General features: G+C 33.7%; 15 protein-coding genes and 2 pseudogenes. 11 read left to right on the top strand and 6 right to left on the bottom strand.

Annotated features, from left to right (window positions below):
- Positions 1–4: 4 nt before the first annotated feature.
- From JKF54_RS06395 to JKF54_RS03210, 3 genes are all read left to right on the top strand, one after another.
- Positions 5–1,648 (top strand): ankyrin repeat domain-containing protein, encoded by a 1,644-nt coding sequence (locus JKF54_RS06395; protein ID WP_369800773.1) that lies wholly within the window; start codon positions 5–7, stop codon positions 1,646–1,648.
- Between the two features lie 63 nt (positions 1,649–1,711).
- On the top strand, positions 1,712–2,743 hold the full coding sequence (locus JKF54_RS06390; RefSeq protein WP_246433094.1) for a hypothetical protein: 1,032 nt from the start codon (positions 1,712–1,714) through the stop codon (positions 2,741–2,743).
- 205 nt (positions 2,744–2,948) lie between these two features.
- On the top strand, positions 2,949–4,694 hold the full coding sequence (locus tag JKF54_RS03210; RefSeq protein ID WP_211907530.1) for a type I secretion system permease/ATPase: 1,746 nt from the start codon (positions 2,949–2,951) through the stop codon (positions 4,692–4,694).
- A gap of 99 nt (positions 4,695–4,793) precedes the next feature.
- Here JKF54_RS03210 and JKF54_RS03205 read toward each other — a convergent pair whose 3' ends face one another.
- The 3 genes from JKF54_RS03205 to JKF54_RS03195 form a co-directional block, all read right to left on the bottom strand.
- Positions 4,794–5,555, bottom strand: a complete 762-nt coding sequence (locus JKF54_RS03205; RefSeq protein ID WP_211907529.1) for a hypothetical protein — start codon at positions 5,553–5,555, stop codon at positions 4,794–4,796.
- Positions 5,556–5,612: 57 nt separating this feature from the next.
- Complete coding sequence (locus JKF54_RS03200) at positions 5,613–6,875, bottom strand: pyruvate dehydrogenase complex dihydrolipoamide acetyltransferase (protein WP_211907528.1); 1,263 nt, start codon at positions 6,873–6,875, stop codon at positions 5,613–5,615.
- 284 nt (positions 6,876–7,159) lie between these two features.
- Positions 7,160–7,627 (bottom strand): WBM0748 family T4SS-associated protein, encoded by a 468-nt coding sequence (locus JKF54_RS03195; protein WP_246433093.1) that lies wholly within the window; start codon positions 7,625–7,627, stop codon positions 7,160–7,162.
- A gap of 263 nt (positions 7,628–7,890) precedes the next feature.
- Between JKF54_RS03195 and JKF54_RS06770 the strand changes: the two are divergent.
- Positions 7,891–8,760 (top strand): annotated as a pseudogene (locus JKF54_RS06770) (hypothetical protein).
- A gap of 124 nt (positions 8,761–8,884) precedes the next feature.
- On the opposite strand, the gene ftsH reads toward JKF54_RS06770, so the two are convergent.
- The 3 genes from ftsH to JKF54_RS03175 all read right to left on the bottom strand — a co-directional run bounded on the left by ftsH (position 8,885) and on the right by JKF54_RS03175 (position 12,641).
- Complete coding sequence (gene ftsH, locus JKF54_RS03185) at positions 8,885–10,714, bottom strand: ATP-dependent zinc metalloprotease FtsH (RefSeq protein WP_211907527.1); 1,830 nt, start codon at positions 10,712–10,714, stop codon at positions 8,885–8,887.
- 12 nt (positions 10,715–10,726) lie between these two features.
- On the bottom strand, positions 10,727–12,019 hold the full coding sequence (tilS, locus tag JKF54_RS03180; RefSeq protein WP_211907526.1) for a tRNA lysidine(34) synthetase TilS: 1,293 nt from the start codon (positions 12,017–12,019) through the stop codon (positions 10,727–10,729).
- A gap of 142 nt (positions 12,020–12,161) precedes the next feature.
- Complete coding sequence (locus tag JKF54_RS03175; protein ID WP_211907525.1) at positions 12,162–12,641, bottom strand: OmpA family protein; 480 nt, start codon at positions 12,639–12,641, stop codon at positions 12,162–12,164.
- 274 nt (positions 12,642–12,915) lie between these two features.
- Between JKF54_RS03175 and JKF54_RS03170 the strand changes: the two genes are divergently transcribed.
- The 7 genes and pseudogenes from JKF54_RS03170 (at position 12,916) to JKF54_RS03135 (ending at position 21,407) form a co-directional block, all read left to right on the top strand.
- Positions 12,916–14,334, top strand: a complete 1,419-nt coding sequence (locus JKF54_RS03170) for a gluzincin family metallopeptidase (RefSeq protein ID WP_211907524.1) — start codon at positions 12,916–12,918, stop codon at positions 14,332–14,334.
- A gap of 20 nt (positions 14,335–14,354) precedes the next feature.
- The gene (locus JKF54_RS03165) at positions 14,355–15,422 is read left to right on the top strand and encodes a rod shape-determining protein (RefSeq protein WP_007302210.1); all 1,068 of its coding nucleotides are present in this window, start codon (positions 14,355–14,357) and stop codon (positions 15,420–15,422) included.
- 226 nt (positions 15,423–15,648) lie between these two features.
- Positions 15,649–16,755, top strand: coding sequence for a tRNA 2-thiouridine(34) synthase MnmA (mnmA, locus tag JKF54_RS03160; RefSeq protein ID WP_211907523.1), 1,107 nt, complete (start codon positions 15,649–15,651; stop codon positions 16,753–16,755).
- Between the two features lie 112 nt (positions 16,756–16,867).
- Positions 16,868–18,079 carry a WD1261 family protein gene (locus JKF54_RS03155; protein WP_246433090.1) on the top strand — a complete coding sequence of 404 codons (1,212 nt, stop codon included), beginning with the start codon at positions 16,868–16,870 and terminating at the stop codon, positions 18,077–18,079.
- Positions 18,080–18,246: 167 nt separating this feature from the next.
- The gene (gene ppa, locus JKF54_RS03150; RefSeq protein WP_211907522.1) at positions 18,247–18,753 is read left to right on the top strand and encodes an inorganic diphosphatase; all 507 of its coding nucleotides are present in this window, start codon (positions 18,247–18,249) and stop codon (positions 18,751–18,753) included.
- Positions 18,754–19,090: 337 nt separating this feature from the next.
- Positions 19,091–20,039 (top strand): annotated as a pseudogene (locus JKF54_RS06875) (IS5 family transposase).
- A gap of 195 nt (positions 20,040–20,234) precedes the next feature.
- Complete coding sequence (locus JKF54_RS03135; protein ID WP_211907521.1) at positions 20,235–21,407, top strand: hypothetical protein; 1,173 nt, start codon at positions 20,235–20,237, stop codon at positions 21,405–21,407.
- The last annotated feature ends 10 nt before the right edge of the window (positions 21,408–21,417 follow it).

The following is a 21,417-nucleotide window of genomic DNA, read 5'->3' as shown; positions in this document are numbered from 1 at the left end:
TGCCATAAATTTTCTTATAGAGCATCTAAAATTTTTAGGTAGACTAAAAAGTGAAATTAATCAAGAAAATGTAGATGGTAACACCCCATTGCATATAGCTGCAAAACATGGAAATAACCAGCTAATGAAATTGTTTATTAAATCAGGTGCAAAAATTGTTCAGAATAAACAAGGTAACACCCCCTTACATATTGCTATTATACATGGTAATTCATATTGTATAGAGCTATTTTATGAAAATATAGGAAATAGCATACTTCAATCCAAAGGTGATTATGGAAGAGATCTTGTACATTTAGCTGCAATGTACGGGAAGTATGATTGTCTAACATCTTTACTCAAGAAATTTCCTGATTACGATTTAAGCACAGAAACATGCAAAGGAAATATGGCCCTACACTTAGCTCTATCGAGTAATGCAGAAACAGAACTAAGAAAAAAATGTGTGAGTCTATTAGTAGACAGAAGCATGCAAGTAAATAAGAGTAATAATGAAGGAAACACCCCTTTACATTTTGCTGCCCAACTTGATTTATCGTTTTTAAGCATGATAGAAAAAAAGTTGGAAGAGAAGAAATTTGACGTTTATCAAGAGGTTTTGCGTGAGAATAGCAACGGTGACACCGTCTTTCATATGGCAGCACGTGTTGGTAATAAATCATGCCTTGAGCACCTTTTTAAAAAAGAGAGAGTGGGAGAAATATTAAGTAAGAAAAATAAGGATGGACAAACTTTACTACACTTATCTATTCTCAGTGGAAGAGTAGAATGCGTTAAGTATTTGGTAAAAAAAAGCCCAAAGGGTATTTTTTTAGAACAAAATACACAAAAAAGGTTGTTATTTGCAGCTATTTTGAGCAGCAATAAGGAATGTCTTGAATTTGTGTCAAAAGAACTTGTAGGTAAAAAGGTGGCTGCTAGCATCAAAGTGTTATATGATGAAAATAACAATACACCGTTACACATGGCTGCTCTTGCCGACGACATAGAATTCTCTCAGTATGTTATTGAAAGTATTGCCAAGTCAACTATTAGGAATACAGTACCACTTTTTAACACAAACAGTCAAGGGCTTATACCTCTACATTTAGCTGCCATGAGCCTTAATGCTGAGTTAATAGAATATTTTATGACAGATAATCATTACCCCTATAATAAGAAAATGTTAAATGTTGTATCTAAATCTGGAAGAACAGCATTACACTATCTTGTAATGAGTGATAATGATTTTGAAAAAACTATAAATGAGGATTTTAAGCAAGGTCAATTTTTGAAAAAGTTGGTTTTAGAAAAGCGTAAACAAAATGAGCACTTAAGGGAAAAAGCTATTAAAGCCTTATTCTACCTAACAATCAGCACCGGAGAGAAAACTGTAAATAAGAAGATAAATTTTGATATAAAGGATAATGCAAAAAAAACAGCTTTAGATTATGCTTTTAAACATGGTGACACAAATATCTTGAGGTTATTTTTAGATTTCTTTTATGAAATAAGGGAAAACAAAAAAAGGAAATATGATAAACTTAATATGGAAGATCAAGAAAGAAGCAAAAAGCTTCTAGACTACTATAATCTGGCCATGTCAATATCAAGTGTGATTATTTCTGTTTGCGTTAAGTATAATAATGCAGAATCTGAAAAGGAATAAATTCCTACCTGGATTTCCATTGCATTTTCTTCGATATCATTTTTACTTATCTTATACAACTTAGTGATTGGCCTTCAAAAAGAACCTGTTAAACGTAAGATAGAAAACTATACTGAAAAAATGAACAGAATTGAAGAGGCTACAGGAAAGTTAGCTAAGACAAAAGTAGGAGATCATGATTTGGAGGAATACAACTCAATATTGGAACTATTAATAAAGAATGCAGAAGATATTTCACGATTGGAAAATGAACTTTACAAGTTTACGCATGAGACTAGATTAGAGAGTAAAGACAAACTCAATATTTCTCCTCAGAAAATGAGTAGGGGTGGTAGTGCAGTACTATGTTCGAATAAGTCTTTAGAAGGTAGAAAAAGTTCACCTGTTTTGAATGATTTAACAACAAAACTTAGTCTGTATTCAAGACGCAACAGTAGAGTACAAAATACAATGGACAAGTTAGATAATCCATCATGTGTAATTACTATAAATGAGCATCCAGAAATTAAACCAAAAGCTCCGAAAAACAAATTCAAGAATGTTGCAACTAAGCTAAAAATAGGCAATATCTTTAGTAAGAAAAAAGAAGATCTTATTGCTTCATCAAGCTTATCAGAAGGTGCTAATCACGAGAATATTACAAAAATGAATGAAGAAAACTGTGGGTTGATAAAACGATTTGGTGATACCAATGGGTATTCAATATTTTCGACTCCTTTTAATCCAAGCGGTTCAACCTCAAGAGAAGAGTGTGGTAACAATCATAGTGCAGCGCGTCATGTGAGTTATGGTAGTGCAAATAATTCTGTGAGTGATAAGGAAGTTAGTAAATCTCCATCTCTAATACTTTCTAACTTTGAGGAGGGAATTACTGTTGACTGTTTTAAATTCGAAAGATATAGACCAAGGGTATATTCAAGTCCATCTTGTGTGAGAAAAAGAGCAATTACAGCTAGATCATTGGAATATATAATACTTCCTGATCATATAGAAAGAGGAAAAGAGATGCAGATTGTAGTCACTGACTCTGATAGCATCAACTTTCAGAGGAGTGATAGTAAGCATTCTAGTAAACTGTCATTTAGTAGTAGATAAGAAAAACGTAGAACAATTGGCAAGGCTATCGTATAAGGTTATAGTAGAGAAGAAATTAGATCGCCTTGCTAAATTTCCATGAAAAAGTTTATATTTGCATATCATTAATATTTTATTACATTAATGATATGGCAAGGCAATAACTGTTAATACTTTTGAAATAAAAACTATATATGGTAAATATAATTAAATAAAAAGGAAGATTGTGGAAATCACTCCGTCAATAAAAAAGGAATTAAAGCAAAGTATACTATATACTTGTCTAGAGAAGTGCAAGAGTGCGTTTTGGTTTATTTTCTGGTTTAGCTCAGGGATTAATGCGTTAATGTTATTTTTGCCACTTTATACCTCTCAGGTACTTGATCGAGTGATATCGAGCGAGAGTGTGTCAACACTAGTTATGCTGACGATTATTACTTTATCTGCGTTTGCATGTTCTGCAATGCTTGAAACTTGTCGATATTTAGCTATGGCTAAAATTGGTGATTGGATTGATAAAACTGCAACACCAGATCTAATAGTAAGGTCAATCAGGTTAACATCAGTACAAAGCTCAACTTCAAGTGGTGAAGCAATACGAGATCTTGGAGTAATAAAAAATTTCATTACAGGAAATGGTATATTTTCACTGTTCGATACTCCATGGTCGCTAATTTACCTTGTTGTGATCTTTATGATACATACCTCTACAGGGTTTATAGCTATTGCCGGGATCATTATATTAGTTTCAATGGCAGTATGGAATGAACTTGCCACTAAGCGTATATTGCGAGAAACCAATGAAGAAACTATACGTAATATTAATGCTATAGATGTTGCAACAAGAAATGCAGAGGTGGTTGAGGCTATGGGTATGTCAGAATTTATAGTTTCTGATTGGTGTAAACGGAATGATCAAAATCGTGCAATGCAAGTCACAGCACAGAATCGTTCTAATGTAATTACTGGTATTACTAAATTTTTACGTTCAACTCTCCAAATTTCAGTAATTGGAACAGGTGCATTACTTGCAATCACAGCTCACAAAACTGCCGGTAGCATTATTGCTGCCTCGATTTTGATGGGTAGAGTATTGGCTCCATTTGATGCAGCAGTTCATACTTGGAAATTTTTAAATCAAGCCAAGATGTCATATGGCAGGCTGCAAAGACTTATCCTAACATCTCCAAAAAGAGAGCAAACTATGGCTCTACCAGAGCCTGAAGGGAAGTTGGAATTTGATAGGGTATTTTTTACTCCTTATGGGAGCAATAAGCCAACAGTAAAAGGAATCTCATTTGTAATAGAACCAGGGGATGTTGTTGGTGTTATTGGTGCAAGTGCTTCTGGTAAGTCGACCATTGCAAAACTAACCGTTGGTGTTTGGAAACCCATATCAGGTGTAGTCAGACTAGATGGTGCTGATGTATATACTTGGAATCGAGAAAACTTTGGTAATTATGTTGGTTACTTACCTCAAGATATTGAGTTATTTAACACGAGCGTTAAAGCTAATATTGCCCGCATGAGACCAGATCCAAATCCTGAAGAAATAATCAAAGCAGCAAAAATTGCAGGAATACATGAATTAATACTGAGCTTACCAAATGGGTATGATACAACAATAGGAGGACCTGGAGGAGTAATACTCTCTGGTGGCCAAAAACAGCTTCTTGGACTTGCAAGGGCTTTTTATGGTAATACTAAGCTTTTAGTGCTTGATGAACCGAATGCTAACTTAGACAGTAATGGAGAGGCGCGCTTGATTAATGCAATCAATGTTGCAAGAGAGCAAAATACTACCACTGTTATCATCACTCATAAGCTACCGTTACTATCCGTAGTTGATAAAGTGATTATCATGTCAGATGGTGTTATTTATGATATGGGACCAAAAGATGAGATTTTGAGCAGATTAGTTGCTCCATCACCAGATGCCACAGAAGATAAACGTTCTTCAGCAAGTGGTTAAGAAAGAGAGAAGCTGTCACACTTCTCTTTCTCTTATAGAGTACTATATGCACAGTTTATAAAATCTTAAGCAATTGTTATTCGAAAAATCCAATAATGATTAGCCGCGGAACCTATTTGCTAATTCTCTCACATTGACCTTAGACATTTCTGATGTAGGCTCTTGTGTATATGAGACATCAGATTTAACGCCTTTTTTGTCATGACCTTTAGTAATAGAACATACTACAGTATCAGCCTTTACATGCTTAACACTTGGATCTGATTGAAACCCATGCTTTCTTTCCATTTGTGCTTCAAGCTTACTGCTATCATGTGTAACCCTACACCTTTCTAGATTACGGTCACGTTTGCCAGGAGCTACATATCCATCTATATCACTACATAAGAACGGGCGCACTTTGAACCTGTCTGAACTAACACCATTTTCAACACTTGCAGAATTATGAGCTTTTCTATTATTGCGCATTTTATCTACAGCTTCCTTTATTTTTTCTTTTGATGGTTTTGGCAGCAGTGCTGGCTTATATGCACATGCTGGTAGTTCTGGAAATGAGTCCTCCTGAAACAGCAAATGACTTTGGTTTCTCTTACTATCTGATTCTTCAATATTCTTTATTGGTGTCTTGAAAGAGTTTTCATTTTTCTTTCTTAGATCTAACTCATTTAATCCGCTTCCAACATTATTTTTTCTTGTTGTAGTGTGAATAACACCTGGAAGTTTCACTTCATACTTAAATTTTTTACCAATGGTATCTATTGACTCATTAGATGAGGAATCTATTTGAAACCTATCGTTTGAAAATTTTGATTTTGTAGCATCAAAAGATATACTACGTTTTTCTATCTTTTTATCAGTCATATTTTACCTCTAAACCTATTAACTAACAAAAGTATAAACTAAGAGGTATTAATTTTATTATAATAATAAAGGCTCAAGAAGCATCACCGTAGGGTTTTCTATATAGTACTTAAAGGCATTTAAAAATTTTGCTCCGAGTGCTCCATCAACTGCTCTGTGGTCAACAGAGAGAGTAACTGTCATTATCTCTGCTATCTCTATTTTTTCACCTATGACAACCGGCTGTTTTTTAGATTCACCAACAGCCATAATGCAAGATTGCGGTGGATTGATTATAGCGCTGAAAGTTTTTATACCAAACATGCCTAAGTTGGAGATAGTAAATCCTCCTCCTTGAAATTCTTCAGGCTTTAGTTTTCCAGATCTTGCCCTATTTACTAAATCTTTCACTTCTTTTGATATAGATAAAACACTTTTTTCATCAGCATTTTTTACTATAGGAGTAATCAGTCCATCCTCAAGCGCTACAGCAATTGAGATATCTATATTTGAGTATCTTACTATTTTAGTATCTATCCACGATGAGTTTATATCAGGAAATTTTTTCATGCTGAAAGCCACAGCTTTTATAATTAAGTCATTAATTGTTACTTTATTGTTCTCATTTGCTGAATTAACCTCATTTTTGAGCGATATTAGCTTATCAAAGTGGCAGTCTATAGTTAAATAAAAGTGTGGAATATTTTGCTTAGATTCAACTAGGCGCTGCGCTATCACTTGGCGCATATTACTTACTTCAACTGTTGTATTTTCCTCAAATCTCTCATAGCTTTTAGTTTGATCTAAAAATTCTAATACATCAGCTTTGATGATACGACCATATGGACCTGTACCTTTTAATCGCTTTATATCAACACCTTCATTTTGAGCTATTTTTTTAGCTAAGGGGCTTACTTTTATTCTATTTTCTGTTGCTCTATCCTCTTTTTTAGATCCCAGTGTCACGCACTGGGATGACATTGAAGAGCTAGATGAAATCGAAGGGTTGGATGATACTGAAAAATCGGCTTCAACCTCCTTCTCAACCTTGGTATTGATGGCAGAAGCTAAATCAAGTGCGCTTTTATCTTCCCCTTCCTCTAACATTAGAGCTATCAGTTGATTTACAGGCACACCACTTGTTCCTTCCGACACTAAAATTTTTGCTAAAACTCCTTCATCGACAGATTCAAACTCCATTATGGCTTTATCAGTCTCAATTTCAGCGATTACATCACCTATTTCAACTTTATCTTGTTCTTTTTTACACCACTTTACAATTTTTCCTCCAGTTTTACTCATTGTTGGGGAAAGAGCGGGCATCAATATTTCTATGGGCATTTATTCTGCATTAAAAGATCTATTTAATTTTTAATTTACTCTTTACCCTATGTCAATCTAATCGTAAATTATGATACTTATATCATCCTAGTACGTGATGCTGGAATCTTGGTTGACTACTGTTATCCTACTATTTCTATTGCTTAGTCCTAGAAAGAGTACAAATAGTAAGATCATCATGAAAATAGACGAATCTGTTATAATGGAAATAGAAAAATGTAGTGCTTACTATCCTCTCACAAACATATAGCTTAGGTACAGAAAAAATTTATATGAGGAGCTGGTTAAATTGATAAAAGATCAGAATTAATAGTAGTTTCCGAATCTTCTGTAGCAGGCTCTTCATGTGAAGCAGAGGACAGACTAACTTCTTTATCCTCTGTTCTCTGTATAGAACTACCACAAAAACTCCTTAACATCTCTTCAGCAGATGAATTTAAAATCTGTATAATAGACTTTTCACTTTGTTCTTTCAGCGATTGATCCATTCTAGAAATCAACTCGGAAAATTCACTACCTTCTTTTCTAGCTTCACTTTCTATCTTATTTTTTATGCTTTCTATATTACTTTGGTTAATTTCTTCTTTCGTTATGTTAAATGAATTAGCAATACCTTGATACTTAATCTCACAATCGCCACAGCCAACTATGCAAAGAGCAATAGAATCGGATATTTCACCTGCAGCCGAATTATGTATAGTGTAAGCTAAGCAATTGTCATGATATTTAATGCCAAGCTGTTGCTCTATCAACTAAGAAATTTCATTTTTTAAAGACATAAAGTACCTCCTTCTTACATTACTGTACCTTCTGATTAAAGTACAACAGCTGCTCCTAAATAGCAATCCATATATGGTTTACTTTAATAAAGTATTAAAGTAAGAAGCTTTTACATCCTAAAACATAACTTAGATAGGCCAATGTAAAAAAATTTTTAAATGAGAATTATTGTATATATATTACTTATTTGGTAAAATTATTTTGGCAAAATAGCATATAAAAGTTGAGGCTAATTATGAATATTAAAGAACGAAAGGATTTACAACAGGAGTTATTAGGAATTGTTTTCAATATACTCATAGAAAGTGAAGATAGCGCCATGGAAGCTATGGAAACAAGAGCAGTAGAGATAATTAAAAAACTAAAGGAACACATTAATGATGATATAGAGTATGGTGGTTAAAAAAAGCCAATTTTAGATTGGGTTATTGTTTGTGATTCTCAGAATAATGTCAGACTAAATAACAAGTCGCTATTAAAATTTGAGAAGGCAATTAAGGATATTGGAGGAAGAGCACCGCTAAATGAAATAAAAAGTACAATAAGATTATTAGTAGAACAAGCACAGCTAAATCATGTTAGAATTAGAGGTGAGAGAGAGAAGTACCACTAAACCTCTTTGAGGAAAACATAATAATGAGAGAGCGAAGAAGGGCAAGAGAACAACAAATGTGGCCAAATTTTATTAGAGAAAGAGAAGCGTCATTGAATCTCTTTGGAAACAGGGATGAAAATGTAATAATGAGAGGACAAATGAGGTCACGCTATATTAGGCGTATTAGACGTGAAAGAGAAGTACCACTTAGTTCAAAAATAGGACAATTAATTGGTGTAGTTTCATCCATAATTGTAGGTGCTTTCATTGGTATAATGGTTGGTATGGTCATTGCTGGTTTATGTATTGAGCTTTGTGTAATCACCACTGCAGAACCGATTCTTCTCATCATGGGTGCTACTGCTGTTATAGGAGCTTGTAGCAGGAACTGCTCCTGTATTAAAGCTAATAGAGATGTTTAAAGGTCAAGAACCTAATCTTTCTCCTAGTAGCGGTCTGGAAAGCTCTAATACTGAATATGCTTATTTAAATAGGCAAAGAGTTATTTAGAAAAAAATTGGAAGAATGTTCAAAAAAGTCCATTTATAAAATACATCGGCTTAACTATGATCTTACAACTTAAGCTAATTAATTAAAAATTTTTGTTTTAGCGGTTAAATAAAGCCAGATCTTATTAGAGAGAGGATCTTCTTATCTCTTCTTTACCTTCATTTTCATTTCTAACAATTTTTTTTCCACTTAATATGTCTCTTATTTCATCTCCTGTTAAAGTTTCAAACTCCAGTAGATTTTCAGCAATGAGCTCCAAGTCTTTCCTACGCTTGGTTAAAATGTCTTTTGCTTTTTCATAGCAAGAAAATACGACTTTCTTTACTTCCTCATCTATAAGTCTTAACGTATCTTCAGAAATTGTCTCAGAATCATGTGTGATTTGTTCGCGATTATGATAGATCGGACCTATTTTGTCGCTCATTCCCCATTTTGTCACCATAGAACGTGATAAATCTGATGCTAGTTTTATATCTGAAGATGCACCGCTTGTGACTTTATCATAGCCAAAAATTAGCTCTTCTGCCACACGTCCACCCATTGCAACAGTTATATCTGCTAGCATCTTTTCTCTTGTGAGGGACACTCTATCTGTTTCTGGTAGTCTCATAACTAAACCGAGTGCTCTACCACGTGGAATAATTGTTGCTTTGTGTATAGGATCAGAAGCAGGCATATTAACTGCAACTACTGCATGACCAGCTTCATGGTAAGCAGTAAGCTTTTTTTCTTCTTCTGTAATGACTAAGGACCTTCTTTCCATGCCCATCATCACTTTATCACGTGCATACTCAAAATCATCCATGGTAACAATTTTCTTATTTCTTCTTGCAGCAATAAGCGCAGACTCATTCACTAAATTTGCTAGATCAGCCCCTGAAAAACCTGGCGTTCCCTTCGCAACTGTTTTTACGTTTACATCTGGTGCTATCGATATTTTCTTTATATGCGTATTTAATATTTTCTCACGCCCATTTATATCAGGTAAAGAAATAGTAATCTGTCGATCGAAACGACCAGGTCTAAGTAGTGCTGGATCTAGGACGTCTGGACGGTTAGTTGCAGCAACTATTATCACACCTTCATTAGACTCGAAACCATCCATCTCAACCAGTAACTGGTTTAATGTTTGTTCCCTTTCGTCGTTACCGCCACCAAGACCGATGCCGCGATGCCTACCTACTGCATCTATTTCGTCTATGAAAATTATACAAGGAGCATTTTTCTTGCCTTGATCAAACATATCCCGGACACGGCTTGCACCAACACCGACAAACATTTCAACGAAATCAGATCCAGAAATACTAAAAAACGGTACATTAGCTTCACCTGCAATTGCACGAGCAAGTAGAGTTTTACCAGTTCCAGGGGAACCAATTAAAAGACATCCTTTTGGTATCTTCCCACCTAACACTTGAAATTTTTGCCTTTGTTTAAGAAAATCAACAATTTCAACCAACTCTTCTTTTGCTTCATCAATCCCAGCAACATCATCAAATGTCACTTTTTTTCCAGTAGTCATAAGCCTAGCTTTTGATTTGCCAAAGCTTATAGTTCTATTACCTCCTGCTTGCATTTGTTTAAAAAGGAAAAGTAATAAACCGATAAAGATAAGCGTCGGAACCCATTGAATAAGTAATCCACCAATTATACCTATTGCAGAGTCTCCAATTGAAAAGGAGAACTTCACTTTCCTATCATGCAAACTTTTTATTAAGTCACTATATATAACACCACTTGAGTTAAAGGCTGACCCATCCCTAAACTTCCCTTCGATGCTTTGGTTTCTTATTGTAATATTTTCTATATCATTATCTTCTAGTCTAGTTAAAAATTCTGAAAAAGGTATGGTTGTTTTACTCTTACTTATACTTCCGCTAAATTGAATATAAGCAACTGAAATAAGAACAATAATCACTAACCAGATCAATAAGCCTTCTAAAAATTTTTTCATTTACATTTCTAATTAAATACTAATCAAGCTTACCAAATTTTGCTTTATTGTGCTATTAATAATGCATTGAACTTTATCGTCATTGGTATTTTTTCCGTTATAATTTATATCAGGATAAGCAAGCACCTTTCCATCTTTTTGTACTGTAGGCAAAGAGTAGAAAACTTCAGGGCAGCAGTTGTAATCCTTCAGAAATTCAGGAACTTTTTGTGTTTTTTTTAGCGGAGCAATAGTTACTGAACACTTCTGATTGCTAAGTATTGTACAGCTAAATCTATTGTCCCATTCAATAGGGACATTTAATGTTAGGTGTACAGTAATTTCCTGTATCTTTGATGATTCTCTCATTATCAAGATGCTCCCTCCATATTTTCTTATTTTGCACCCAGAGAGTGTACAGTTAATATCACTATCTTTTTGCGATATTTTGTTAAATATTGCGATAAGGCTACGGTACCTTGGCTTATAGTGCTTGTTGACAATTGCCATTATAGAATAAAGAAGAAGCCTTAAAGCTATTTCCTCTGGCAGTTTATAAAGTTCATCTAGTTTAATTTCAATATAACCAAGATCATGAATATTAACGCAGTCATTAAGTGCAAGGCGTGTGTAGTGCATCAACGCTTTTGCAGCTCTTTTCATATGAAGGGCTGTGAGGCATATTCGCTCTGTTAAAATCTCTTGATTGTCACTTGCTTTAAGTAAGTTACGGTATAAAGTTCGTCTGTATTTTAAGTCATAATTGCTTCTATCTTCGATCCATTTTAACCGGTGAAGATTAGCGTACTTTTCTATTTCACTACGACTAAAATTTAATAACGGCCTAAATATATAAATACCATTTAAGAAAGATTTGTAATCCATTGATGATAATCCATCTACGCCACTACCTCGCTCCAATCTTAATAAGAACGTTTCTGCTTGATCATCTTTGTGATGAGCAACGAGCAAACATTTAACATTATTGTTTTTACACCACTCTTCTAGTAACTTATATCGTGCTTTTCGTGCCTGTAACTGAATATTACCTTTAATATTTTGCTTCTCCCAATTTAATATGAACGATTCCTTTGCTCCAAGTTCTTTTGCATAACTTATAACAAAATCAGCTTCTTTTTGGGACTCTGAACGTAACCCATGATTTACTGTTAATGCTATAGGAAGTGAAAGCTTGTTTTTTTTTGCCCAGTTAGTCATTAAGTGCAGTAAGACTATACTATCTACACCACCTGATACTGCGACTGCAATATGGTTATGGAAAGCAAAGCTATTAGCTATATTTTGAAATAATAACTCTAATTTCATTATGTTTCTTGATGGCCAGATAGTCTCTACGTCATACAGCGACTTATTTGTGGTATATATAGATCCCGCTAACAAGTAGCGGAATTGCTCTCTTTTGTCATCCCAGTGCTTGACACTGGGATCCAGGTTTTAATGCAAGAAACTACTTCTTTATTCCAGAAAATGAAAATTCCACTCTACGATTTTTAGCATGCTCTTTTTCATATTTAGAATTTCTAGAATCATCTTTTACATTAACCAAAGGCTCAGTTTCACCTTTAGAAGCAGTTTTTATTCTATTTTCTAGATAAGGTGTACAGCTGACCATAAATTTTTTAGCTGCATCTGCTCTTCTAGCTCCTAGTGCAAGATTATACTCGTGAGAACCACGATTGTCAGTATGACCAGTTAAAGTGACCTTTGCGTCAGGATTATTTTGTAACACTTCCATCACGTCAAGTAATGCATCTGCACTCACTTCACTGATACTAGATTCATCATAACCAAAGAAAACTCTTTTATCACCTATCTGCTTAACAACAGCATTCATTTTATTTGTCGTATTTACTCCTTTTGTAGGGCAAGAACTTACACCAGTAAGCAGTAAACAAAAACAACACATTATAATCAGTCTACTCCACATCACTAAACCTCCATAAATTTAAAATATAGTGCGTAATTTTAATTTTAGTACTAATAATCCCTCTATACTAGAATAGAGTCAAGGGAAATAAAATACTAAATGTTTTCTTTACAATCTTATAATTAATTTTCTGATAAGATGCTCAATTTTTAGCAATGAAGTACAATAAAAGAATAAAAATACAATTTTTTATTGTACTTTAAGCAAATATACTTTTAACTTTATTATTAATCTATTACGATATTAAGCGGATGTTTCAAAGCAATGAATAAAAATGAGATCTTATAAGTTTCTAGAGGAAGTATTACATAAGGTAAGGAATATCGAAAACATACTAAAACTACTAAGCAAAAGCCAACTGGATATAGAGGATAAGATCGAGCAAATGTGTCTTCTAGAGGAAATCAGACATGAAATTATCTCTCATGATGCAATAAAGGAATCATTAGCGAATGCTCTTAAGAATAAAAAGAGTGCGAATATTCAGCAGCTAAAGTTAATAGAGGGGATACACAAAAGCAGCAGTGCTATTCCTGTTGATTTAGTAAAATCTTTGTCCAAAGCTAAGATTGAATGCCAAAACTTATGGAGGCTAACTAATTCTGAAATTAGTAACTTAGAAAAGCTGAAAGAATGCTTTACTAACCTAATTAAGCTTACTCGTGAAGCAGCTTCTATAAAATCGCAGCAATTAAAGCGCTCAAACTATGAGTCATTGCTTGCTGACTATGACTCTAATATCACAGAAAAGAACATAAAGGAAATATTTCCTAAGCTAGGTAAATTTTTTAGTGAAAATGTAGAGAAAGTAACTCAAAAGCAGAAGAAGGATAAGGTTACTAATATACAAAAAGTTACGGTTCAGAGACAGATTGAACTTGGTTCCTTATTCTTACAGCAAATGAGTGTTACACCAAATGAGATTTCCATTTCTTATTACGATCCTATCGATTATGATGAATCTGACCTTTGTTATGGTTTATTTTTACTTTTACGGCATACTGGTTATGCAATTCATCAAAAATGTTTAGCGCAAAATTCTATAAAGAGCTCAATTACAAAACATATTATGTATGAAACTCAAGGGTTATTCATGGAAAGGATCATTGGAACATCCAGAGAATTTATTGAGTTCATTCAACCACACATAAAGGAGAAACTTTCTACAAAAGGCAAAATTAATAGTAGTGTTGAAAATTTGTATTTGATTTTCAATAAAGTAAATCTTTCATCTTTTTTGAAGAATGCGGATGAATTTAGTTTATTGGCTCACATTATGCTAAGAACTAAATTAGAACAAGATCTAATAAATGGTACGTTAGAAGTTAAAGATCTACACGATAAATGGTTGGAAGGTATGAAGCATTACAAGATTTCAGTAAAAGCTAAAAATGAGCTAGACACTTATTTTCAAGATGAGTATTGGATAAGTGGTGTTATAGGCTACTTTCCTATTAAAGTCATAGCGTTAATCGCTGCTGTGCAGTTTTTTTCTTTCATTAAGAAAAATCATTACGGATTTTTAGATTCTATAGTAAAAGGAGATTTCAGTTTACTTATCGATTGGTTCTCTAAAAATGTATATAGTGCAAATTATGGCTTTTTGGAACAGCTAAAAAAGGTAACAGGTAGGGATTTAGATATTGAGTGCTACACTAGTTACTTATCTGAAAAGTATAATTTGTCTCAATAAATGGTTTTCTTGAGTTGTGTATGAGTTTTGTTCAGAATTTAATCAGAAATTTTTTTACTTTCAAAGGTTTATTTGCTAGCGATATTGCTATAGATCTTGGTACTGCAAATACTTTAGTTTATCAGAAAAGTCAGGGGATAGTGCTTGATGAACCCTCAGTTGTAGCAAGAGTAAAAGAAAAAGGAAGTTACGTTCCTTATGCTTTTGGCAAAAAAGCTAAGATGATGCTCGGAAAAACACCTGGAGAAATAGAAGCGATAAGACCCTTGAAAGACGGAGTTATTGCTGATTTTAAAAGCGCGGAAGAAATGTTAAAATATTTCATACGCAGCGCAAACACAAGATTCACTGTTAATAAGCCTAGTATTATCATATGTGTTCCATCTGGATCTACACCAGTTGAAAGGCGTGCTATACAAGATGCAGCAGAAAGTGCTGGTGCAAATGAAGTATTCTTAATTGAAGAACCAATGGCTGCAGCAATTGGGGCTGGACTTCCAGTTACCGAACCTGAAGGTTCTATGATTGTTGACATAGGAGGTGGTACAACTGAAGTTGCAATTATTTCTTTAGGTGGAATTGTTTATTCACGTTCTGCCAGAGTAGGTGGTGATATTATGGATGAGGCAATAAAGTCATACATTCGTGAAAATCATAAGTTATTGATTGGCGAAACAACTGCTGAAAAAATTAAGAAAAACGTCGGTTCAGCCAGTCTGCCAGTTGAAAACAACAAAGAGGGAATGATAATTAAAGGCAGGGATTTAGTGAGTGGTATGCCAAAAGAAATGCTTTTATCAGAATATCAAGTTGCAGAGAGCCTAATAGAGCCTGTACATCAGATAATTTCTGCTATTAGAACTGCACTGGAGAGTACTCCACCCGAACTTTCTTCTGATATAGTTGATAGAGGAATAATTTTATCTGGTGGAGGTGGGTTATTGCGCAACTTGAGTAAAGTTATTAGTGAAACAACAAAATTACCAGTTCGTGTTGCAGATGATCCACTTTGTTGTGTTGCCCTGGGTAGCGGAAAAGTACTTGAAAACATGGACTATTTTGGCCATGTTTTATTCAAGCAAGATTAAATTGTTTTTGAAGGCAGTTTATCGAATTGTTTTGATGGAATTATGTAATATAAATGAGATCCCAGTGTCACGCACCAAGTAATTTAAAGGCAACTTCCAGCAGGAAGGGGTGTCATCCCAGCGCTTGACACTGGAACTTGACTACAAATAAGTATGCTGTTTCGATGAAATTGTGTAATAGAAACTGGATTCCAGTGCTTGACACAGGTTTGTGTTTATAAATTATATGCTAAAAGAATTTGAAATTGAACCTTTATTAAAAGATAAAGCTCCGCATCAAACTAAGGCTATTGTTGCAATGTCCGGGGGAGTTGATAGCTCCGTTGCTGCAGCACTGCTGTATAACCTTGGGTACGAAGTGATAGGTGTGACTCTTCAGCTCTATGGCAGTGATGGTAATGCGAGAAAGGGTGCATGCTGCGCTGGACAGGATATTTATGATGCCAAATACGTGGCTGAAAGTGTTGGCTTTCCCCACTATGTTTTAAACTACGAGGAAATATTCAAAAAGGAAGTAATAGAGGATTTTGCAAATACCTATATGTGTGGAGAAACTCCCATACCGTGCGTAAGGTGTAACCAAACAGTAAAATTTCGCGATCTATTGCAAGTTACAAAAAATCTTGGTGCGGATGTGCTCGTAACAGGACATTACGTAAGAAGATTAGAAGAAAATGGTGAGGTAAAATTGTGTAGAAGCATCGATAAAAGTAAAGATCAAAGTTATTTTTTGTTTGCAACTACTGAGGAGCAGTTAAAGCTTTTGCGATTTCCATTAGGTGGGTTCTATAAAAGTGATATAAGAAAATTAGCAAAGTATTTTGGCTTACAAATTTCTGAAAAGCCGGATAGTCAAGATATATGCTTTGTTTTCGAAAGCTATAGTAAAACAATAGCTAAATTAGCTCCACAATCTGTACAGAAAGGTAAAATAGTAGATATTCATGGAAAAGTGCTAGGTGAGCACAGCGGCATAGTAAATTTTACAGTGGGACAGAGAAGAGGCCTCTGCATCGCACACAATGAGCCTCTTTACGTGATAAAAATTAATACAGAAAATAATGAAGTTGTAGTAGGCCCGATCAATGCTCTAATGCAAAAAAAGATATTGGTCAAAGAGTTAAATTGGTTAGAACAACCAAAAGAAGGCATGGAAGTAACTGTGAAGCTTAGGTCATCACATGCAGGAAGCTTAGCGACAATATATTCAACTGACGAAAAGAACAAAGCCTGTGTAATTTTAAACGACGATTACTTTGGCATCAGTCCAGGTCAAGCCTGTGTAGCATATAAGGGCGAACAAGTTATAGGTGGAGGTTGGATATGCTCCTAACTTGGTGGTTTAATTTTTTAATGCAGAATGTAAACATACAATAAAATTTATTGCTGTTTTATCCTATATTCTTTATACTATAAAGATAATTATTATATTGTGGACTAGAGGGATGGTTAAAGAAGTTGAAGAGTTAATAAAAATTGTTGGTAAGGGCAATTTACTAGAGGCCGCATTTATTCGTTTGGGCAGTTTTCAACATGCTGACTTACATCATTGCATGGATTGCAGAAATCATATAGTTCTATCCGAATTCATTAATAAAAAAGAACAAGAGCCATTAGATAAATATTTTAACTTAAAATTTAGTTTACAAGGATTGTTTTTAATTTATGTTCAAGCTTATAGAGTTCTTGCAGAAAATGCTCAGTTCAATACTCAAGAAGTAATTGATAAAATATATGCTGCAGTTGAAAGTAAAAAAATACCTACTCTTTGTGACACTTCGAAGAAACTGCTAAGGGAAATTGTAGATCAAGTAGAATTGACAGAAGATCAAAAAAAACTAAAGCTTTTTAATATTCTAGCAAATCCGAAAGGTGAAGCTCTATTTAACAATAATGATGACTTTGAGAAACAAGTACTCAATAATGTTAAAAAGTTACTCAAAATAAGCTATGCAAATGAATTTGATAAAGAGTTTAGCTTATGTAAAGAGGTAATAAATCATTATTACTCGATTCACAGTATAAAAATAGATAAAGACATAGCATTACTATTTTCTAGTTATGGTATATTTTCTACATGTACTGGAAATGGAGATATTTTATCACTCAATCAATATATTAATGAGAAAGCTAGAGTAATCAACACACCACTATATTACAGTTACATCTTACAGTTAATAAACGTATTAAGAAAAATTGAGTTACCGTATAGAAATGGATTCACCAAGTATACACTTAATTATAGAGGTATAAGTGAATTGAACGGGACATTTACAGCTGCAAGAGAGCAAGACAGTCAAGATTCTCTATATCCTAAAAATATCAAACGTACTCTAGAGCAACTACTAAAAAACCAAAATAGTGATGCATTTGAACAATTAGTAACAAACCCTGAGAATACGTATTACTCAGTGCCACAAAGTGAATGCAGACTAAACTCTACTATCAGTAACAAAAAAAACAAAAATCATAAAAACACATTTTGTAAATTAGCTTTAGGTATGTTTATATTGTCTATTGGATTATATACTGCTGATTATTTCTTTATGGAGCAAAAGTTATTCAACTCAATAACAAATATTTTGCCACAAAATAATCTCATCAATTTCATAGTTGCTGCAGTACTTACTATCGTAATAGTATATGCTTTATTTTAACTACTAAAATCACCTCAAGAACCGCCACATTCAACGATCAATGATACAACTATTAACAGTTTTGCAAATGGTCCTATGCAATCATGAATCTCTACTTATGAATGATAAATGTAGCACTTTTAAAGTGTATGCTATATAATATCTTCTCTTGAATAACGAGGTAATCCATGGATTTAAGCAAAGTAACAACAAAACCAGATGAAATAAATGTAGTAATTGAAATAGGCGCAAATGCTGAACCCGTAAAGTATGAATTTAATAAAGAGCTCGGATTATTACAAGTTGACAGATTTTTGTCTACTTCAATGACTTATCCTTGCAATTATGGATTTGTACCAAATACATGTGCAGGTGATGGTGATCCTGTGGATGTTTTGGTGCTCACTCAATTTCCTTTAGCGTCTGGAGTTTTGATATCAGTGCGTCCAGTAGGTGCATTACTTACCAAAGACGAGAAAGGAGAGGATGAAAAAATATTAGCCGTACCTATCTCTAGTGTTGATAGCTATTATGACAATATAAACAACTATTCTGACCTACCTAAAAGCTTACTAGATAAAATAGCTCATTTCTTTTCTCATTATAAAGATTTAGAAAAGGGAAAAACGGTGACAGTTGGAGAATGGGCTGATGTAGAAGAAGCAAAAAAAATCATTGAAAAAAGTAGAAATTAGTTTGCGTTGATTTAGCCTTAAATTACAGTTATTCGGAAAAATGTTGTTGTTTTTAATGGGTAAATATTGGTATCCGTTCAGGATAGCGGCAAGGTAGTATAACCATAGAGTAAAAGTGAGTTTACAACAAATGGTGTCATCCCAGTGCTCCGACACTGGGATCCAGTTTTTCATATAATCTCATCACAAACGTTTATTTTAATTTAAGACCAATACCTAATTTAGAATCAAAATTCCTGGATTCCAGTGGGCTTTGTTGCATAGGTCAAATAAAAAGAACTGGCAGTTACTGACAAAATTCACTATAAGACAAGCATTTAACCTACTAAAGAAAAATATGCCACAAAAAATGAGAGTCAGTAACTGCCATGAATATAACAAATTTCTCCAAGAGAGGGGAAATATTTTTTATTACGTCAATGATGCCATAGAAAATTGGTACGAAAAAGGTCCAAAAATGGCTGGTGGCAACTATATTTATAGCGATAAGGTCGTGATTCTGGTTCACATAATAACTTATTTATTTAGAATAGGTCTGAGACAAACAGCGGGATTTATAGCAGGGTACCTTGAGCAAGTAAGGAAAAACTTGCAAGTTATTAGCTATTCCCAGGCCTCAAGAAGGCTTAAAAAACTTAACATCAAAATTAATGATCGAAGACATGATAAAAATAATACAGAAGATATTGAGATTGCCATAGATAGTACTGATCTACAATAATATTCCAGGTCATAGCAAGGCAAATGGTACAGATAGAAAGTATCGCTGCTATGAGCAAACAAGAAAACTGCATGTAATGCTAGAGATAGGTAGCAAAAAAGTTATAGCAGCAAAATACAGTGGCGGAGTTTATTCTGACCACTATGGAGCATGTGATCTTATTGCAAGGATTGATGTTAAATATAATATAAGCACACTATATGCAGACAGGGCATATAATCGAAAGAAGTTATACAAACTGTGCGATGAGCTTGACATAAAGACAAGGATTCCTCCGCAAAATAATGCAATAGAGCATCCAAAGTTGGATTATATGGATGAGAGAAATTCTACAATCAAGCTCATAAAGTCATATGATGAAGATGGTATGAAGAGGTGGAAAAAAGAGATAAATTATGGGAAGAGATCTTATATAGAAAGTTTTTTCTCGCGACTGAAGCAAACATTTGGGTTTAGTTTTAGAAACAAATCTGAGGTTAATCGTGAGAGAGAACTGCTACTCAAGTGTTATTTGCTTAACAAATTTACTGATATAGGCATGGCTAAATTTGAGATAGCTTCATGAATTTATTCCACGTTACCTATTATCCGAAGAGTGATGCAACAAAGCCATTCCAGTGTCAGCTACTTGCATGACACCACCTACTATGTAATTTACTTTTTTATATAATAAATATTATTAATTTATCAAGATGTTAGTTGACAAGTAGTGTAATTTATACCATTATTAAGATATATAGTTAATATCTTAATAAATAATATGCCAAAATATGTTAATCGCATTGCTCAACCTATTGTATTAAAAGTCTGTACTGATAAGGAACATCCTAGAGTTAAAGTGTTTTGTAAAACTGAAGATAGAGAAGATGGACAAGTTGAAATAAGACTCTCAAAACAGAAAATTGCGGAGTTTTTAAATCAATTTGCCAATAAAGGAAAGCACCAAATTTCTATCAGTAAAAATGTAGAACAAGGTATAATTAAAGATATAGAAGGTATACGTAGAGAAAATGGTAGATATGTATACAAAGCACCGGATTTATCAGCTGAAGAACAATATAATAAATTATTTGAAAGTGAGAAAGCTATTCAATTTAATTTGAATACTTTTATGTCAGATAGTATATCTAAAATTGTACAATTAAAAGATAGATTTGAAGAAATTTTAGATTTTGATTCCAAAAAAGGGCTATGTCACTCATTAAGTTACTTTATTACTTTTGTAAAATTAGAGAATAGGCAAGATTTTGTTGCATTTCTCGAGTCTGATAATATTATATCTGAACAAGATTTTATGAATTATATTGATGGAAAAAAAGAACAAACGAAAAAGTTATTAATGATGCAGTTTTTATCGCAATTCTTACCTATTCTTGATGTTCAGAGCATTGAAAAGCGAGAAGGAGATCAATTTTATTATGATGACATAATATATAAGGAATTAAATAATAATTTATCTTCAACAGAACTATGGATCTATACTGAGCAAGAACAAATCAAATGTGCGTTAAATGATGTGGAGATAGGATGCTACTTAGAATTTAGTTATTTTTGCTATGCTTGTAATGAAGAAGATGTCATTGAGGATGAGGGGCATTCTATGTTGGTGTATAAAGCAGAGAATGATAAATACATATTTTTTGACCCTAATAAAGGAGTGGTTGGCTTTTGTCCTGATACAGGAGCTGCCAATTTTACATTAGAGGAAATTTGTAGGGTAATGGAACTTGCTGTAAACCGTTATTCATATGATATGTATATTGAAAATTTTGCAGATTATTGCCAAGTTTATATTATGCTTAGAAATGCAACACTAATGTTAAAGAAAGCCGAAAAGCTTTACGAAACAATGGAAAGAATAAATTCAAAAATAATTGATATATCAGTTGATAAAGGTATGAATAAATTGTTGCTTACACCTGCAAGTCTGTGAACGATATAAC

It is taken from the genome of Wolbachia endosymbiont of Spodoptera picta, assembly GCF_018141665.1.
Lineage (GTDB): Bacteria > Pseudomonadota > Alphaproteobacteria > Rickettsiales > Anaplasmataceae > Wolbachia.
This window is presented reverse-complemented; position numbering and strand designations above follow the sequence as displayed.

Excerpts from the sequence above, each read along its gene's own strand:
- JKF54_RS03175 (WP_211907525.1), bottom strand. The coding sequence starts at position 12,641 with ATGTGGAGTAGACTGATTATAATGTGTTGTTTTTGTTTACTGCTTACT.
- ppa (WP_211907522.1), top strand. The coding sequence starts at position 18,247 with ATGGATTTAAGCAAAGTAACAACAAAACCAGATGAAATAAATGTAGTA.
- JKF54_RS03200 (WP_211907528.1), bottom strand. The coding sequence starts at position 6,875 with ATGCCCATAGAAATATTGATGCCCGCTCTTTCCCCAACAATGAGTAAA.
- JKF54_RS03205 (WP_211907529.1), bottom strand. The coding sequence starts at position 5,555 with ATGACTGATAAAAAGATAGAAAAACGTAGTATATCTTTTGATGCTACA.
- JKF54_RS03135 (WP_211907521.1), top strand. The coding sequence starts at position 20,235 with ATGCCAAAATATGTTAATCGCATTGCTCAACCTATTGTATTAAAAGTC.
- JKF54_RS03165 (WP_007302210.1), top strand. The coding sequence starts at position 14,355 with ATGAGTTTTGTTCAGAATTTAATCAGAAATTTTTTTACTTTCAAAGGT.
- mnmA (WP_211907523.1), top strand. The coding sequence starts at position 15,649 with ATGCTAAAAGAATTTGAAATTGAACCTTTATTAAAAGATAAAGCTCCG.
- tilS (WP_211907526.1), bottom strand. The coding sequence starts at position 12,019 with ATGAAATTAGAGTTATTATTTCAAAATATAGCTAATAGCTTTGCTTTC.
- JKF54_RS03170 (WP_211907524.1), top strand. The coding sequence starts at position 12,916 with ATGAGATCTTATAAGTTTCTAGAGGAAGTATTACATAAGGTAAGGAAT.
- ftsH (WP_211907527.1), bottom strand. The coding sequence starts at position 10,714 with ATGAAAAAATTTTTAGAAGGCTTATTGATCTGGTTAGTGATTATTGTT.
- JKF54_RS03155 (WP_246433090.1), top strand. The coding sequence starts at position 16,868 with ATGGTTAAAGAAGTTGAAGAGTTAATAAAAATTGTTGGTAAGGGCAAT.